Origin of the sequence: Agrobacterium sp. NPDC090283 (assembly GCF_044769685.1) — a bacterium.
In the GTDB taxonomy this organism is placed as follows: domain Bacteria; phylum Pseudomonadota; class Alphaproteobacteria; order Rhizobiales; family Rhizobiaceae; genus Agrobacterium.
Genome location: NZ_JBIVYG010000012.1, coordinates 166,676 through 184,368, shown reverse-complemented (window position 1 = coordinate 184,368; position 17,693 = coordinate 166,676). Strand labels below are relative to the sequence as shown.

The window sequence follows — 17,693 nt, the reverse complement described above, 5'->3', positions numbered from 1 at the left end:
CCCGAAGCCGAACGATAGGCGGTGATGCGGCCATAATCCGGAATGAAGTTGTGTTCCGGGTCTTCCGTGGTGATGCGGCACTGCAGTGCATGGCCATTGAGGCGGATATCTTCCTGTTTCGGAACGCCGGATTCCGCCGTGCCGATCGCAGCCCCTTCGAGAATATGGATCTGCGCCTTGACGATATCGATACCGGTCACGACTTCGGTGACGGTATGTTCCACCTGGATGCGCGGATTGACCTCGATGAAGTAGAATTTGCCGGTATCGGCATCCATCAGATATTCGACCGTGCCGGCGCCGATATAATTGGTCGCGGCAGCGATCTTCAGGGAATAGGCGGCCAGTTCCTGGCGCTGCGCTTCCGACAGATACGGTGCAGGCGCACGCTCGACCACCTTCTGGTTACGCCGCTGGATCGAACAATCGCGCTCGAACAGATGCACGACATTGCCATGCGTATCGCCGAGCACCTGGCTCTCGACGTGGCGGGCGCGCTCGACGAGCTTTTCGAGATAGACTTCGTCCTTGCCGAAGGCGGCCTTCGCCTCGCGCTTGGCTTCCGTCACCTCACGGGCGAGATCTTCCTTTTTGCGGATGGCGCGCATGCCGCGACCGCCGCCGCCCCAGGAGGCCTTCAGCATGACGGGATAGCCGATTTCCTCGGCCATGCGCTCCACTTCCGCAATATCGTCCGGCAGCGGATCGGTGGCGGGAACAACGGGGACATCGACCGAAATCGCCAGATTACGGGCAGCCACCTTGTTGCCGAGCTGGCGCATCGTATCGGCCGTCGGTCCGATGAAGGTGATGCCGGCCTTGTTGCAGGCCTCGACGAATTCGGGACTTTCGGACAGAAGACCGTAACCGGGATGGATCGCATCCGCCCCGGAGAGCTTCGCCACACGGATAACCTCCTCGATCGAAAGATAACTCTCGATCGGCCCCATATCCTTGGCAAGATGCGGACCCCTGCCCACCTGATAGGACTCGTCCGCCTTGAAGCGGTGCAAAGACAGCTTGTCCTCTTCCGCCCAAATCGCAACGGTTTTTATCCCAAGCTCGTTCGCTGCCCGGAAAACGCGGATCGCTATTTCGGATCGGTTGGCAACAAGTATTTTCGATATCTTCAAGACGGTCTCCCCACACGCCAAAACAAAATTTCTGCTGCACTGCGGAATTAAGCAGCAAAACCCGGTCTTGGAAAGGGCAATTCCGGCGAGAACTGTCCTGTTTGCGCTAGCTCAGCAAACCATGACGAAAAGCAAGTGCGACGGTATGCTGCCGGTTCTTGGCGCTGAAACGGCGCTGGATTCCGTTGATATACCAGTCGACCGTGTGGTTGGAGATCGATAGCTGACGTCCAATTTCGGTGGAGGTCATGCCGTCCGCCATCAGCGTCAGCACCTCCATTTCGCGCCTCGTGAGCTCGAGAGCGGAAACGTCAGGGGTGTTGCTGAAGCCATGGGCCTGCCCGGAAAGATCGAGCAGGCGCCAGAATACGGCGCGCGTCGCCGCATCGAGCAGCTCCACCTGCAAGGAGGGCAATTGCCGGTCCTGGCCGCCGATGAAGACCGCACCGATAAAGCCCGCACGGCCGTGCACGGGAAAGGCGTAACCACCCTGCAGACCGTATCGGCCGGCATCGTGGAAAAAGACGCTCGCCCTTTTGCGATGCATCGCACGCGGCAGGCCCTCCAGCGCTTCCTTCCACTGAAACGGCTTGTGCACCATGCCGATCACCTTGCGGACGGGATCGACGAGATTGTATTTTTTGGCCCTGTAGACCTCCAGCCACCCTTCGGGCAGATGCTGTGCGAGAATCTGGCCGGTGGAGGCGAGCTCCCCGGTCATCCGCCTGCTGACGAGAAAATATTCGAAACCGTATTCGCGAATAAGCGTTGCAAATTCGGAGCGAACGCGGTCGGCGCTTCCCGCCTGGTAACACGCAGAGATGAAGTGAAGAATATCATGCATAAAGACACGGGGTCCGGGCTTGGCTTGAAGGGAATGACACGAAGGACATGGTCCCGCGATGACGTCATGTTACTCGGGCGCCGGTCGGTTGAGATTGAACATATCGTCGTTAGCAATCCCTGAAACGAAGATGCGAAATCTTGTGACGGCAGATCCCGGGAAACATCGGGTTCGGTTTTTTCGGTTCGCACGCGCGGTCAATCTGTTAAGCCGCCATTCAGACAGAAAGAGCGATAATTACACAAAATTCGCCGTCTCATGCAACCTTGCTAAAGTAGCATGGCGTTGAGACCGAACGATAAACCGCTTGAAAAGACGCTCGGACTGGATTGAAAATTTGACCTTGTTTCAGGTTTACACACGCGCTCTGCGCTATCTGACCGTACATAAATGGCGGGTGACGGTGGTCGTCATCGCCAACGTCATTCTTGCAGCGATCACCATCGCCGAACCGGTGCTGTTCGGCCGGATCATCGACGCCATCTCTTCCGGCACCAATGTCACGCCTATTCTCATTCTCTGGGCGGGCTTCGGTGTCTTCAACACCGTGGCTTATGTGGCCGTCGCCCGCGAGGCCGATCGTCTGGCCCATGGCCGGCGCGCCTCGCTGCTGACGGAAGCCTTCGGGCGCATCATCTCAATGCCGCTCTCCTGGCACCATCAGCGCGGCACATCCAACGCCCTGCACACGCTGCTGCGCGCCAGTGAAACGCTGTTCGGCCTCTGGCTGGAATTCATGCGCACGCATCTCGCCACCTTCGTCGCGCTGGTGCTGCTCGTCCCGACCGCCATGTCCATGGACCTGCGCCTCAGCTTCGTTCTGATCGGCCTCGGCATCGTCTACTGGTTCATCGGTAAATGGGTGATGGGCCGTACCAAGGACGGCCAGGCCTCGGTTGAAGAGCACTATCACAGCGTTTTTGCCCATGTCAGCGATTCCATCAGCAACGTTTCGGTGCTGCACAGCTACAACCGCATCGAAGCCGAAACCAAGGCGCTGAAATCTTTCACCGAAAAACTGCTGAGCGCCCAATATCCGGTGCTCGACTGGTGGGCCTTCGCCAGTGCCCTGAACCGCACGGCCTCCACCGTTTCGATGATGATCATCCTCGTCATCGGCACCGTGCTCGTCAAGAACGGCGAATTGCGCGTCGGTGATGTCATCGCCTTCATCGGTTTCGCCAATCTCCTGATCGGCCGTCTGGACCAGATGCGCCAATTTGTGACGCAGATTTTCGAAGCCCGCGCTAAGCTCGAGGATTTCTTCGTGCTGGAAGATTCCGTCAAGGAACGGGAAGAGCCGGGCGATGCCCGCGAATTGTCGAATGTCTCCGGCACCGTGGAGTTCCGCAACATCAATTTCGGTTTCGCCAACACCAAACAGGGCGTTCACGACGTCTCGTTCACGGCCAAGGCCGGCGAGACCGTTGCGATCGTCGGACCGACGGGTGCCGGCAAAACCACGCTCATCAACCTGTTGCAACGCGTTTACGATCCCGATTCCGGCCAGATCCTGATCGATGGAACCGATATTTCGACGGTCACGAAAAACTCGCTTCGCAATTCCATCGCGACGGTGTTCCAAGATGCCGGCCTGCTGAACCGCTCCATCCGCGAAAACATCCGCCTCGGCCGTGAATCGGCCACCGATGCGGAAGTGGTGGAGGCAGCAGCTGCGGCCGCGGCAACGGATTTCATCGACAGCCGCATCAACGGCTACCTGACCCAGGTGGGCGAGCGTGGCAACCGCCTGTCCGGCGGCGAGCGTCAGCGTATCGCCATTGCCCGCGCTATCCTGAAGAATGCCCCCATTCTGGTTCTCGACGAAGCGACCAGCGCGCTGGACGTGGAAACCGAAGCCCGCGTGAAGGCGGCCGTGGATGCACTGAGAAAGAACCGCACGACCTTCATCATCGCTCACCGCCTGTCGACTGTCCGCGATGCGGATCTGGTCCTGTTCCTCGATCAGGGGCGGGTCATCGAGAAGGGCACTTTCGATGAGTTGAGCCAGCGCGGTGGACGCTTCACCTCGCTGCTGCGCACCAGCGGCCTGCTGACCGAAGACGAAGGCCAGCAGCCCCGGCCAAAGGCCATTGCCTCCTGAGGCTTGGGCAACCGGAATAGAGACAAGGGCGGACAGCATGTTGTCCGCCCTTTTTCTTTGTCCGCTTCCCGACGATCGCGCCAAACCATGGATCGCTATCGGAGAATTTTGGTCAAAGAACCTGCCAGCCAAAAATCAATCTGCCCGAATGGGAAGGCATTTCCCAGAAAGGCAACAAGACCTGCTGTGAGGTTGATCAAGAAAACTCCGAGAACCACGCCAAGCGTGATTCCGACGCTCGTTCTCCGGGGGTAGCGCGCCAATCAACAGGACAACGCCAGGGAAAGAACGGTGAGCACCACCAACAGTGCCGATTCTGTGACAGATGCGCTGAATTGCAAGGGAACTCCCTTTTCGATCTACTGGAAAAATATCGCGAAACGCGCAGAGATCACGCCAGAGCCCTGGGAGCGATTCCCGAAACCGACCATAGATAACAGAATGCCGTCGCCCATCGTCAGAAATGGATCACTCGCAACTGCTGCTTCTGCCCCAAGAGGCTGACGGTATCGTACGTCCTGCTTAAACGGAATCGTTTGGCCTGCTCTAGCGCTTTGTTTTCCCGCATTTTCCGGACGTAAAACCGCTTCGCACTTTTACCGGAAACGCTCTACCGGACAACCCGTCCGCGTCATCATGGCTTTCGTAGATGACCTCATTTTCGGTGTCGTCGGTTTTTGGCCTGTGGATGTGAAAGAGACCGGGCTTCCAGACTATGATCCGGCCGACATGCTGAAGCGGAAGCAAAGCCAGCCCCATAAAAATTCAAGCCCCTGCGTCACCACAGGAGCCTGAGTTTAAAAGTAAAAGGAGATGTGGCCGTCTCAGTCGAAGGGGATCACCCGATCATCCGCAGACAGCACCTTGCCATCAACGGATATGGAGGCCTCCGCCGTGTCGGCCTTGCGGCTGACGACGATGTCCCTTGCCTTCCCGTCGAGCGTGATCTTCACCGAGAAACCGCTCCAGTCTTCCGGCAGCGACGGCGAAATATGAAGCTTGCCGTCGGTGCGGGTGATACCGAGAATACCCTCGACCGCTGCGCGATAGAGCCAGCCGGCAGAACCCGTATACCAGCTCCAGCCACCACGGCCCGCATAAGCACCCCCACCATAAACATCCGCAGTCACCACATAGGGTTCGACCCGATAGGTTTCCGACGCCGCCGCATCGAGCGCATGATTGACCGGGTTGAGCAGCTTGAAGCAGTTCCAGGCTTCCTGGCTGCGGCCCTGCTTGGCAAGGGCGAGAACCACCCAGGTCGCGGCATGGGTATATTGTCCGCCATTTTCGCGAACACCCGGCGGGTATCCCTTGATGTAGCCGGGATCATGCGGCGCACGCGAGAAGGGCGGCGTGAAGAGCCTGATAATGCCGGTCTGCTCGTCAACCAGATGCTCCATGACCGCATCCATTGCCTGCCGCGACCGAGCCTCTTCGCCTTCACCGGAAAGAACACTCCAGCTCTGGCCGAGCGAATCGATCCGGCATTCCTCGCTTTCGGCGGAACCCAGCGGCGTGCCGTCATCGAAGTAACCACGGCGGTAATAACTGCCATCCCAACCCGCTGTTTCCAGCGCATTGCGCAGCTTTTCCCGGTGCGATGCCCATTTGCCGACGCGGTCGGTATCGCCGCGCTTTTCCGCAATCTCGATGAAATCGCGCAACGCTCCGGAAAGGAACCAACCCAGCCAGACGCTGGTGCCCTTGCCGCCGACACCGACACGGTTCATGCCATCGTTCCAGTCACCACCGAGGATCAGCGGCAGGCCATTTTCGCCGGTGCGATGAATGGCAAGATCGAGCGCCAGCGCGGCATGCTCGTAAAGCGTGGCAGATCTGTCGCTGGTCTCCGGCTGGAAGAAAGCGTCATGCTGTCCGGGCATCAATGCCGCGCCCTTCAGGAAGGGGATGCTTTCATCGAGGATGGCAGCGTCGCCCGTGGCCGAGACATATTGGTTGATCGCATAAGCAAGCCAGACAACATCGTCCGAGATGGTGGTGCGAACACCGGCCCCCGTCAGCGGCAACCACCAGTGCTGCACGTCACCTTCCGGGAACTGGCGGCCTGCTGCGCGCAGGATCTGCTTGCGGGCGAGATCCGGCTGGTAGAGCAGGAAGGCCAGCGTATCCTGCAACTGGTCGCGGAAGCCGAAGGCGCCGCTCGACTGGTAAAAGGCCGTGCGCGCCAGAATTCGGCAGGCCAGCGCCTGATAGGGCAGCCAGTTGTTGACCATATGGTTGAAGCCGGCATCGGGCGTGGAAACCTGCAACTGGCCGGTAAAGCCCGTCCAGAACGCCTTGCTTTCTTCCAGCACCGACAGGAAGTCCGCCTGGCGAACATCTTTCACCAGCGCTTCGGCCTCTTCCGCATTGTCGGCATCGCCGAGAATGAAGGTCATGTGCCGTTCTTCGCCGGGCTTCAGGTGGATTTCCTGCATCAGTGCCGCGCAAGGATCGCCATCGACCTCGGTGCTGCCGCTGAGCGCCGCACCGGACACGATGCCCTGCGGGGCCTGTGCCGAACCGAAGCGGCCGATGAATTCCCGGCGGCTGGTGGTAAAGCCGCTTGCCTCGCTGTCAAGTGTCAGGAACGAGGTGCGGGCGCTATAATCGATGCTGTAGGGGTTCGACGCGAAGATCGCGTTGCTGCCCGCATCATGCCTGCTCAGGATGAACGGCGCGGATTTCTGGCCGTTATTGCCGAGCACCCACTCCACATAGGCATAGACCTTCAGACGGCGGCTTTTCGAACCCTTGTTGCGAACGATGACCTGCGAGAACTTGACCGGCTTTTCACGGTCAACGGTCTGCGTCAGTTCAACCTCAAGCGTATCCGCCACGCCGGTCAGGATGGAATAACCGAGACCGTGGCGGGTTTCGAACATGGCTTCGGGATCGCGCGACAGCGCGGCACAGGGCGTATAGAGCTTTCCTGTTTCCACATCGGCGACATAGAAGGCCTCACCCGGCCGGTTGATGACCGGGTCATTGGTCCAGGGCGTCAGCTGATAATCGCGCGAATTGCGGCTCCAGCTGAAACCGGCACCTTCGGCCGAAATATGGAAGCCGAAATTTTCGTTCGAGATAACGTTGATCCATGGGTGCGGCGTGGATTGCCCGCCATTCAGGCGCACCACATATTCCTGACCGTTCCTGGCGAAGCCGCCGAAACCGTTCCAGAAATCGAGATCGCCCGCATCCTCGACCGGCTCCGCAACCGGGAAGGTCGGCACGGGCAGGCGGGCCTGCGCAGCATCAGACGTGCCGTCAGGACCGCGATTGGCCGCAAACAGCGAGACCGCGCGGTTGATCTGGTCGACGATCTTGCCGTTGCGCACATGCAGGACGACACGGGAAGCGGCGAGAAGCGCACTCCATGTCTCTTCGTCCATCAGGTCGCGGCGCACGGAGAAGACGTGCGGGCGACCACCATCGGCAGGATTGATACGGCGTTGCGTCTCGGAAATATGATCGAGCGCATGCTGCATGTCCTGCGCATAGGACGCAGCCCGTTCGTTGACGATGACGAGATCGAAGATCACGCCGCGCGAACGCAGATATTCGTGGGCGCTCAGCGCCTCACGAGCAATATCCATGTCCATGTCGTCATTGATGCGCAGGCTGAAGATCGGGAAATCGCCCGAAATGGCAAGCGGCCACAGCGCGCGCTGCGAGGCGAGGCCCGTTTTCAGCGTTTCCGAATCCGCACGCAGATGCATGTCGGGATAGGTCAGATAGCGGCCGAGATGCTGGAAGGCGGCCGCCTGCTGCGAGGTGACGCCAACATGGCGCATCTGCACCTGCGTGCGTGTCCACGCATGCACGAGTTCATGGGCGAAAGCGTCCGGATGACGGTAACGGTCGATCGCCTTGTCGACTTCCTCGCGGCTCGGGGCGGCAATCGTCCAGAAGATCACGCTCACCTTCTTGCCCGCCGGCACGCGCACGGTGCGGCGCAGCGACAGGATCGGATCCAGCGTGAAACCGTCGGTGCTGGAGAGCGTCGCACCGGCATCGAATGCCGCCGCTTCGCGCAGCGAGCGCCCGCGGCCGATGAACTTGGCGCGATCCGTCTCGAATTCGGTCGGGCGCGACGGGCCAGCATTGTCGGCGGCCAGATGCGCGATGAGGGTGCCCGGCTCGTTCGGGCTGCGACGGTTGCGCCAGGCGCGGATGACGTCACCGCGGCGGCCGATTTCCGTCTGCACGAACATGCGCGAGAAGAGCGGATGGGCGTTGTCATCATCCTCAGACGCGATGACCGGCTCCATATAGGAGGTCACTTCAATGTAGCGGTCCTCGGAACCGACGTTCAGCAGGGTGATGCGGCGGCCTTCGGCATCGTGCTCGGTGGCAACGATGCACTCGACCACGCTCTGCAGATCGCCGATAGTCTTGTGGAACTCGGCCTTGTCATCGGTGAAGATCGTCTTGGTCTTTTCGCCTTCGATGACACGCGGCTCGGCGGTCGCACTCCACCATTGTCCATTGGTGGTGTCGCGCAGGAAGATGAAGGTGCCCCACCGGTCGTCGGTCGGATCCGCCTTCCAGCGGGAAATCGCCTGTCCGTTCCACTTCGAATAACCCGCACCCGTCGAGGTGAGCATCGTCGAATAATGGCCGTTCGAAAGGAACACCACTTCGCGGTCGCGCACGGCCGGATCGGCAATGGAGCGTACTTCCGCACGCAGGAGGTCGGCCTGTTCCTTGCCGGGCGTTTCCGGCTCGTATTTGGCGCTCATGACCGGAACTTCGCGCGGTGCCTTTTCCTGCAGCAGCAGTTCGGCCGCCTCGATCACCGGGTCAGAGTGGAACAATTCGCGCAGCACGCCATCAAAGGCGACGTTGGCGACAGCCGCAATCGACATGCCGTGGTGGTGGGCATAATAGTTATAGACCACCGCGCAGACCTTGCCGTCAGGCACGCGTGTCGGGGTAAAATCCACCGCATCGTGGAAACCATACTGGCCGAGCGCGCCAAGCTTACGCAGCTTGTCGAGGTTCTCCAGCGCACCGTCAGGATCGTACTGGCTGGCGAGGATCGACGCGTAAGGCGCGATCACCGCATTCTGGCCGAGGCCACGCTTGAGGCCAAGCGTCGGCACACCGAAGTTGGTATACTGGTAGTTCATGTTGTGATCGCGGGCATTGAACGCCGCTTCGGAAATGCCCCATGGTGTGCCGAGACGGCGGCCGTGGTTCATCTGTTCCTTGACGATCAGATTGTTGGTCTGGTTGAGAATGCCACCCTGACGCTCCTGCATGACGAGCGGCGGCATCAGATATTCGAACATCGAACCCGACCACGACACCAGCGCGCCCTGCGCACCGATCGGCACGACCTGGCGGCCGAGACGGTACCAGTGCTCAGTCGGCAGATCGCCCTTGGCGATGGCAAACAGGCTGGTCAGGCGGCATTCGGAGGCCAGAAGGTCGTAGCAGGCCTCGTCCAGCTCCTTGCTTTCGACGCGGTAACCAATCGACAGAAGACGACGATCCTTGCGGTAAAGGAAGGTGAAATCCATCGAGAAGGCGAGGTTACGGCTACGGTCGCGCAGCGATGCGAGACGCTGGCGCAGCGGCTCCATATTGGTGAGGTCGATGGCGCTGTCGGAAATATGCGCTTCGCAGGATTCCACCAGCAATTGCGCCCAGCGGGTCACTTCCGCGCTCTGCGCGGACTTCACCTCGTGATCGACATTGGTTGCGAGCTTCTGGATGTCGCGTGCCAGCACCGCAAGATTGATGACGCGGATCGAGGCGAATTCATGCTCGCGCTTGACGGAGGCAAGCGCATTGGAGAAGCCGATGATGCGCTCTTCAAGACGGCGATGCAGCGGGCGCAGGTTCTTGCGGTTGTCGGGCAGTGCCTTCAGCGTTTCGCGCAGGATACCGGCAACGTCGCCGATACCGTCGAGATTGCCCTGAAGATGGGCGGAAGGGGCTTCCGCCCAGTCGCGGCAGGCGGACGAAACCGCAATCAGGTGACCGGCGAGATTGCCGCTGTCCACGGCCGAAACATAGCGCGGGCCAAGCGTCTGCAAGGTGTCAGTATGATACCAGTTGTAGAGATGGCCGCGATGCTTCTCCATCTTCTCGACGGTCTGGATCGTATTTTCGATCCGCTCCAGCGTATTGGCAAAGCTGATCCAGCCGAACTGGCGTGCCGAAATGACGGAGAGCAGATAGACGCCGATATTGGTGGGCGAAGTACGCGAAGCGACGATCGGCTCCGGCGTTTCCTGGAAGTTGTCCGGCGGCAGGTGGTTTTCCTGCGGCGTGACAAAGGCCTCGTAATAACGCCAGGTGCGGCGCGCGATCTTGCGCAGCTCGAAGGAAACGTGCTCGGAAACGAACAGCCGGTCTTCGGTTTCAGCCGACTGGCTGACATACCAGGCGACGGCCGGAGACAGAACCCAGAGCAGCGTGAAGGGAATGCCGATCAGGAAGGCATTGTCACCCGGCAGCGCTGCAAACAGCAGGCCGAGCATCGCCACCACGGGCGCATGCCACATCTGGCGATAATAATCGACGATGCTGCCCTGTGCGCTCGACTGCATGCTGGCGGCCGTGCGCCATTCCAGCATCAGCTTGTGGCTGACGAGCAGGCGATAAAGGGAACGGACAATCGCGTCCGTCATCATGCAGGCGGCATCGGCAATGAAGACGATGCGCAGCGCAACCTGCGCATTGGTGGCGCGGATTTCCGACCAGATGGTGTGGAAATGCGCCTGCGGCACGATGTCGGTGGAGCGCGGCACGAGGCCGGAGAGCAGTGAAAGCGTGGGGGCGACAAACAGCGAGAAGATCAGCAGGATCTGCCAGATCAGAGCACCCAGCGGATCCATGAAATACCAGCCGAGGATCGAGGCGAAGAACCAGGCAATCGGCGTCAAAGAGCGACGTAGATTATCGACCATCTTCCAGCGGCCGATGGCGGTGACGCCACGGGCACGGTCAAGGATGAAGGGAAGCAGCTGCCAGTCGCCACGCGCCCAGCGGTGCTGGCGCGAGACTTCAACCTCGTAGCGGGTCGGGAAATCCTCGACCAGTTCCACATCGGTCACCAGCGCGCAGCGTGCGAAAGAGCCTTCGAGCAGATCGTGGCTGAGGATGGAATTCTCTTCGATCCGGCCCTTCAGCGCCGCCTCGAAGGCATCCACGTCATAGAGACCCTTGCCGGTGAAGGTGCCTTCGGAGGTCAGGTCCTGATAGACATCGGAAACAGTAAAGACATAAGGATCGATGCCGCGATTGATCGAGAAGACGCGCTGGAACACGGAGGCGTCCTTGCCCGTCGTCAGCGAAGGCGTAACGCGCGGCTGCAACAGGCCGTAACCTTCAACGACACGACCGGATTCCGGATCGATCTTGGGACGGTTGATCGGGTGGTGCATCTTGCCGACGAGCTTGGTGACCGCGTCGCGCATCAGGCGCGTATCGGCATCGAGCGTCATGACATATTTGACATCGGCCGGCACGATATTCGCACCGCCGAGGAAGGTCGTGTCCTTGTCGCCGCGCAGCAGCATGTTCAGCTCATGCAGCTTGCCGCGCTTGCGCTCCCAGCCCATCCAGCAGCCTTCGGCCGAATTATAGATGCGGCGGCGATGCAGCAGGTAGAAACGTGTCTTGCCATCAAACGCATAACGGCTGTTCAGCGCCGCAAGCTCGCGCTTGGCATAGTCGAGAATCTCGATATCGTCATCGGACTGCTCATATTGCGCATCGCGCCAGTCGCTCACCAGCGAGAAATAGATCTCGCCATGCGGATTGGCGAGATAATGCACCTCGATATTGCGCATCATCTCGTCGACGCTGTCGCGGCTGGTCAGCATGCAGGGCACGGCGACCAATGTGCGGGCGTCCTCAGGGATACCGTTCTTGAATTCGTATCCGACGAGCCGGAACGGCTTCACAAAGAAGGTGACGAGCGTGTTGAAGAGGCCGGTCGCGCCTTCGGATGCCGGCAATGCGAACATCAGCAGGAAGGCGGTAACGACATACCAGGGCATGCCCGCCTTTGCCAGGAACCAGCCGACCGCGAGCATCGCGACCGCGGTGATGAGAAGCACTGGCGCGGCGATGGCGAGCCAGTTGAATTTGCGCATGGAGCGGACGATGTGCTGCGACGCGAGCGGACGATACCCCAGAGCCTTTTCAAGCTCGAAGCGGCGCTGACCGACGAGCACCGAGCCGACATTGACGCGATGGTTTTCGTCAGCGCCTGCCGGCAGATCGGACCGCGCCATCTCGACGGCGGCACGCGCCACCTCCACTTCAGTCTTGGGCGAGCGGCGCGCCAGAAGCTCAATGGTGTTGCGATAGGTGTTGCGCGAACCGAAATCGAGAATCTCGTAATCGGTTTCCTCGCGCAGGACCTTGTCGATATGGCTGACTTCCTCGAACCACACCGACCATTCGGTGTCGTCGATCTCACGCAGGCTCTTGACGATGTTGCCCATCGTCACATTGCCGGAGGCCAGACGATTATGTTCGGACATCATGACGTTTTCGGCGTCGGTGCCGGCGGCATGCAGACGCTCTTCGAGCCAGGCAACGGCAAAACCCGATGTCTGCGAGCCATTGCGGAGACGATAAAGGAACTGCGTCGCAAAGGTCGGATCGTCGACCAGCGAATCGACCTGCTTGAGAAGTGCGGCCGATGCTTCGGCATCGTTCAGACGAATGATCTCATCCACCACCTCATTCGCCTTCTGGCGCATGCGGCGCGAGCGCTCGACGCGGATCGAGATGCGGCGCAGATTTTCGATGAGGACAAAACGGATGATCGACGGCAGCGCCCACAATTCGCCGATCTGCAGCGTCTTCGAGGTCTGGTAGCCATCCACCAGCGCCGTCATGTTTTCGCGCGAAACCGTGCTGTGGGTATGGGCGACATAAAGCCAGCCGAGCGCCATGACCCGCGGAATCGTTACTTCGCCCACCGTCATCGTCGGCAACTGGCGATAGAATTTGCGCGGAAAATCGCGCCGCACTTCCTGGATCGCTTCTTCGATGACGTAATGATTGTCGAGCAGCCATTCCGCCGCCGGCGTAATCGTTGCACCGTTTTCCGCATCGACGGCCGTCGTGCGGTAAACCCTGAGGATTTCCTTCTCATTCTCGCGGTGACGCTCGAAGAAATCGAATTCCATGAAGCCGGGCAGGCTGTCGGCACCATCGCGGGATAGCGCGGCACCGGCATCATGCAGTTCCTCGATCGTCATATAGGACGCGCGGATCGAATCGTTGTGATCGATCTGCTTCGTCTCGGAATCACGGGCGGCGGCGGTCGGGGTGATATGAAATGACATCGGGCTCGTATTCTGAACTTTATGGAGACTTGTTCGACTTGACCGGCATTTCGTCCATGGCGGGAACACACACGAAAATCAGGCCACGCTATATTTATGACCTATCCTGAACCTTCGGTGAACCGGACGCGCTGTGCGGAACGGATCGTCAAGCGCAGGATATCTGCAGGAACGGCATCCTGCGGCGTAATGATTCCAGGATATGTGCGGCGCTCGGGATCGGTATGGACAGAGTATTTTCGATAAGGGGAAGAAAATGGCGTCCTGCGGCCCGGCAATGCCGTTCCGACCGGATTTCGCACCCTCCCCGACGGCGAAAATTGTTCGCGCAACGTCCGATAATCCCCCGTTGACAACCTGAAAGGCAACACGAACCGAGAGGGCCCGCGCTACATCCGAAAGAAGCTAATGCCCCAGGACGTCAATAGTTCCATGCCACCTGTCGCGGCACGATGCAAGCGCTGAATTTCGGGGCATTTCCAGGCAGGCTACGCCCCTTACGCATGGCTGCATATGCTGCTATGTCATTTACAAAAGGCGCCGGAAAAAACGGCCGAAACCGGGACTTTGAAAATGACCAGACAGACCGCAAATCTCGCATCCTTTGCCAACCATATGCCTGACGTGGTGGCCATTCGTCGCCACTTGCACCGCAATCCCGAAATCGGCCTTTCGGAGTTCAAGACTTCGGATTTTATTGCCGAACAGTTAGTAGCAATGGGTTACGAAGTCACGCGGGGGCTGGCCGGAACCGGTATCGTCGCCACGCTCAGCAATGGTGACAGCACCCGCACGCTCGGCATCCGCGCCGACATAGACGCCCTGCCGATCCATGAAGAAACCGGGGCGGATTATGCGAGCGCCAATCAGGGTGTCATGCATGCCTGCGGCCATGACGGCCACACCGCCATGCTGCTCGGCGCAGCGAAGATTATCGCTGAGCGCAAAAATTTCGACGGAACCCTGCATCTGATCTTCCAGCCGGCGGAAGAAAATTTCGGCGGCGCCCGCATCATGATCGAGGACGGGCTGTTCGAGCGCTTCGCCTGCGATGCGGTCTTTGCCCTGCATAATGATCCCGGCCTGCCCTTCGGGCAATTCGTACTGCGCGACGGGCCGATCCTTGCCGCTGTCGACGAATGCAAGATCACCGTCAACGGTTATGGCGGCCACGGCGCCGAACCGCAGGACGCAGCCGATCCCATCGTTGCCGGCGCAAGCATCATCATGGCGCTGCAAACGGTTGTCTCCCGCAACATCCATCCGCAATTGTCGGCGGTCGTCACCGTTGGCGCGTTCCATGCCGGCGCTGCCAGCAACGTCATTCCCGAGACGGCGGAAATGCTGCTGACCATCCGCTCCTTCGATCCGGGCGTGCGCGACGAACTGGAAAGGCGCATCAGGGCGATAGCCGAAGGCCAGGCCGCCAGCTACGGCATGAGCGTCACCATCGATTACGAGCGCGGTTATAACGCAACCGTCAACCACAAGACGGAAACGGATTATGTCGCCAATCTCGCCCGGCGTTTTGCCGGACCTGAAAAAGTGGCCGAGATGCAGCGCCCGTCGATGGGTGCGGAAGACTTCGCCTATATGCTGGAGAAACGGCCCGGCTGTTATTTCTTCCTCGGCACCGCGCGCACCGAAAACGACCCGCCGCTGCACCATCCGAAATTCGATTTCAACGACGATATCCTGCCGATCGGAACCGCTTTCTGGGTCGATCTGGCAGAAGATTACCTGAAGGCGTGAATGGGCATGAAAAAGGCCGGTCGGAGGAGCGACCGGCCTTTTGTTCTCAAATTACCTGATGAGAAAATCGGGAGGATCAGGGAACGAGACCGAATATGACGGCAGCGACAAAAGCCACACAGACGCCGACAAGAGCCGCATGAACCGAATCTTTCCAGTTACGCGGCGACTGGGGCTGCGAGACAAAGTCTTTTACTTTTCCTGCCTTGGAATAAGACATTGTACACTCCCTTCCTGCTCGGCCCTTCAAAACGGGCATTGCTTATTTCACTTGTAGAATAGCTTTATTCCCCACTGCTTCAGTAGAGATAAAATTCCATAAGATCGGCGCATCGGGAAAAATACGGATTGCGACTTGCCCGTCGGCAAGCATCAATCTACCCATGGCTCGGTATCAACGCGGCGGCGGGCATTTCCGTTCAAAAGCAATGGCAGGCACGGAAAAGACCATGACGGATATCGACGCCATCATCATCGGAGCCGGGGTGATCGGGCTGGCAACAGCGCGCGAACTGGCGATGCGTGGCCTCTCCGTCATCATCCTCGAAAGCGAAAAGGAATTCGGCTCGGCCACCTCCTCCCGCAACAGCGAGGTCATCCATGCCGGGCTCTATTATCCTCTGGGAAGCCTCAAGGCCCGACTTTGCGTGGAGGGCAAGGAGCGGCTCTATGCTTTCTGCCAAAGTCACGGCGTTTTACATCGCCGCTGCGGCAAACTCATCGTCGCCACGAGCGATGAAGAGGTGGCCACGCTCGCCACGCTGCGCGAAAAAGGCAAAGCAAACGGCTGCAACGACCTTGAGCTGATCGACGGACGACAGGCCCTCCTGCTCGAACCCGCGCTCACCTGCGTCGCAGCCCTGATATCGCCCTCGACCGGTATTATCGACAGCCACGCTTATATGCTGGCGCTGCTTGGAGACGCGCAGGATCATGGCGCAGCCCTTGCCCTCAACGCACCCTTCGAAAAGGCAGAAGCAACGGGCAATGGTTTTCTGGTTCATGTCGGCGGGGCCGAGCCTACCAGCCTGACATGCCGGCTGCTCGTCAACTGCGCCGGGCTTGTTGCACCGTTGCTGGCAGGAAAGATCGAAGGATTGCCAGAGGATGGTATCCCGCAGGCGCGTTTCGCCAAGGGCAGCTATTTTTCGCTGGCTGGCAGGTCGCCCTTTTCACGGCTGATCTACCCGGCGCCGCACACCCATGGCCTCGGCGTGCATCTCACGCTCGATCTTGCCGGCCAAGCCCGTTTCGGGCCGGATGTGGAGTGGGTGGACACCATCGATTACGCTGTCGATCCGCGCCGCATGGAGGGTTTTGGTGATGCGATACGGCGTTATTGGCCGGGCCTTCCCGATGATGCGCTGATCCCGGCCTATTCCGGCATCCGGCCGAAGATTTCCGGTCCCGACGAACCGGCCATGGATTTCCGCATCGACGGGCCGGAAACGCACCGCGTCGCAGGCCTCGTTAATCTCTTCGGTATAGAAAGCCCCGGCCTGACAGCCTCGCTGGCGATCGCCAACGAGGTCGCAGCACGGCTCGAGGCCTGATCTCAACCTCACTCAGCCGAAACGGGACAGCGCGCCCGCCATGATCTCCGGATCGACATTGCCGCCGGAGGCGACAGCAATCACCGTTTCACTCTCCAGTTCAGCACCGTGGAAGAGGGCGGCCGCCAGAGCCACCGCGCCACCGGGTTCGACGACGATCTTCAGCCGGTTGAAGGCGAGAACCATCGCCCGCAGCGCCTCCTCCTCGGTCACGGCAACACCTTTCCCGCAAAGCCGAGCCATGATCGGAAAGGTGATGTTGCCGGGCTGTGGCGTGACGATCGCGTCGCAGATCGAACCCAAGGTGGTGGCGTTACGCTCGATCTTACCCGAGGCAAGGGAGCGGGCCACATCGTCGAACCGTTCCGGTTCTGAAGTCCTGACCTTATAGTTCGTCGCTTTCGCTGCAAGCGCAAGGGAGATGCCGGATGTAAGGCCACCACCACCACAGGGCACAAGAACCTCGGCTGCATCGATACCCAGTGCCGCGCCCTGTTCAGCAATCTCCAACCCCACCGTGCCCTGCCCGGCAATGACCAGCGGTTCGTCGTAGGGCCTGATCAGCGTCAGCCCCCGCTCGCGCGAAATGCGATCTCCGATGGCATCGCGATCTTCGTTCGCCCGGTTATAAAGCACCACCTCGGCCCCGTAGGACCGGGTATTGTCGATTTTAATTTTCGGCGCATCGGACGGCATGATGATGACGGCGGGAACGTCGTGCAGGCGGGCGGCGAGCGCCACGCCCTGGGCATGGTTGCCGGAGGAAAACGCGATCACGCCCTTGGCGCGCACCTCCGCCGGCAAGCCGGAGACGGCCGACCAGCCGCCGCGAAACTTGAAGGAACCCGTTCTTTGCAGGCACTCGGCCTTTACGAACAGCTTTCGCCCGGCAATGTCGTCCAGAAAAGGTGACGACAGCAAGGGTGTCCGCACCGCATGGTTGCCGATGCGCTCACGCGCGGCCTCTATCATCGAAATATCTGTCAT

At 59.9% G+C, this 17,693-nt stretch carries 8 protein-coding genes; 3 read left to right on the top strand and 5 right to left on the bottom strand.

From position 1 onward, the window contains the following. Both ACIQUH_RS18165 and ACIQUH_RS18160 read right to left on the bottom strand, forming a co-directional pair. Positions 1-1,133, bottom strand: a 1,133-nt coding sequence (locus tag ACIQUH_RS18165; protein WP_400817509.1) for a biotin carboxylase N-terminal domain-containing protein, incomplete at its 3' end; no start/stop codon positions are given. Between the two features lie 106 nt (positions 1,134-1,239). Then, positions 1,240-1,977 carry an autoinducer binding domain-containing protein gene (locus tag ACIQUH_RS18160; RefSeq protein ID WP_400817507.1) on the bottom strand — a complete coding sequence of 246 codons (738 nt, stop codon included), beginning with the start codon at positions 1,975-1,977 and terminating at the stop codon, positions 1,240-1,242. A gap of 337 nt (positions 1,978-2,314) precedes the next feature. On the opposite strand from ACIQUH_RS18160, the gene ACIQUH_RS18155 reads away from it, so the two are divergent. Then, positions 2,315-4,081, top strand: coding sequence for a glucan ABC transporter ATP-binding protein/ permease (locus ACIQUH_RS18155; RefSeq protein WP_400817505.1), 1,767 nt, complete (start codon positions 2,315-2,317; stop codon positions 4,079-4,081). Positions 4,082-4,905: 824 nt separating this feature from the next. Here ACIQUH_RS18155 and ACIQUH_RS18150 read toward each other — a convergent pair. Then, positions 4,906-13,401: a GH36-type glycosyl hydrolase domain-containing protein gene (locus ACIQUH_RS18150; RefSeq protein WP_400817503.1), complete on the bottom strand. Its 8,496-nt coding sequence runs from the start codon at positions 13,399-13,401 to the stop codon at positions 4,906-4,908. A gap of 573 nt (positions 13,402-13,974) precedes the next feature. On the opposite strand from ACIQUH_RS18150, the gene ACIQUH_RS18145 reads away from it, so the two are divergent. Then, the gene (locus ACIQUH_RS18145) at positions 13,975-15,153 is read left to right on the top strand and encodes a M20 aminoacylase family protein (protein WP_400817501.1); all 1,179 of its coding nucleotides are present in this window, start codon (positions 13,975-13,977) and stop codon (positions 15,151-15,153) included. A gap of 76 nt (positions 15,154-15,229) precedes the next feature. On the opposite strand, the gene ACIQUH_RS18140 is transcribed toward ACIQUH_RS18145, so the two are convergent. Further along, positions 15,230-15,373: a hypothetical protein gene (locus ACIQUH_RS18140; protein ID WP_003505150.1), complete on the bottom strand. Its 144-nt coding sequence runs from the start codon at positions 15,371-15,373 to the stop codon at positions 15,230-15,232. A 229-nt stretch (positions 15,374-15,602) separates the two neighbouring features. Between ACIQUH_RS18140 and ACIQUH_RS18135 the strand changes: the two genes are divergently transcribed. Beyond that, a complete protein-coding gene (locus ACIQUH_RS18135) occupies positions 15,603-16,706 on the top strand; it encodes an NAD(P)/FAD-dependent oxidoreductase (protein WP_400817499.1) in 1,104 nt (367 codons plus the stop codon). 12 nt (positions 16,707-16,718) lie between these two features. Here the strand turns inward: ACIQUH_RS18135 and ACIQUH_RS18130 are convergent, their stop codons facing one another. Further along, positions 16,719-17,693, bottom strand: a complete 975-nt coding sequence (locus ACIQUH_RS18130) for a threonine/serine dehydratase (RefSeq protein WP_400817497.1) — start codon at positions 17,691-17,693, stop codon at positions 16,719-16,721.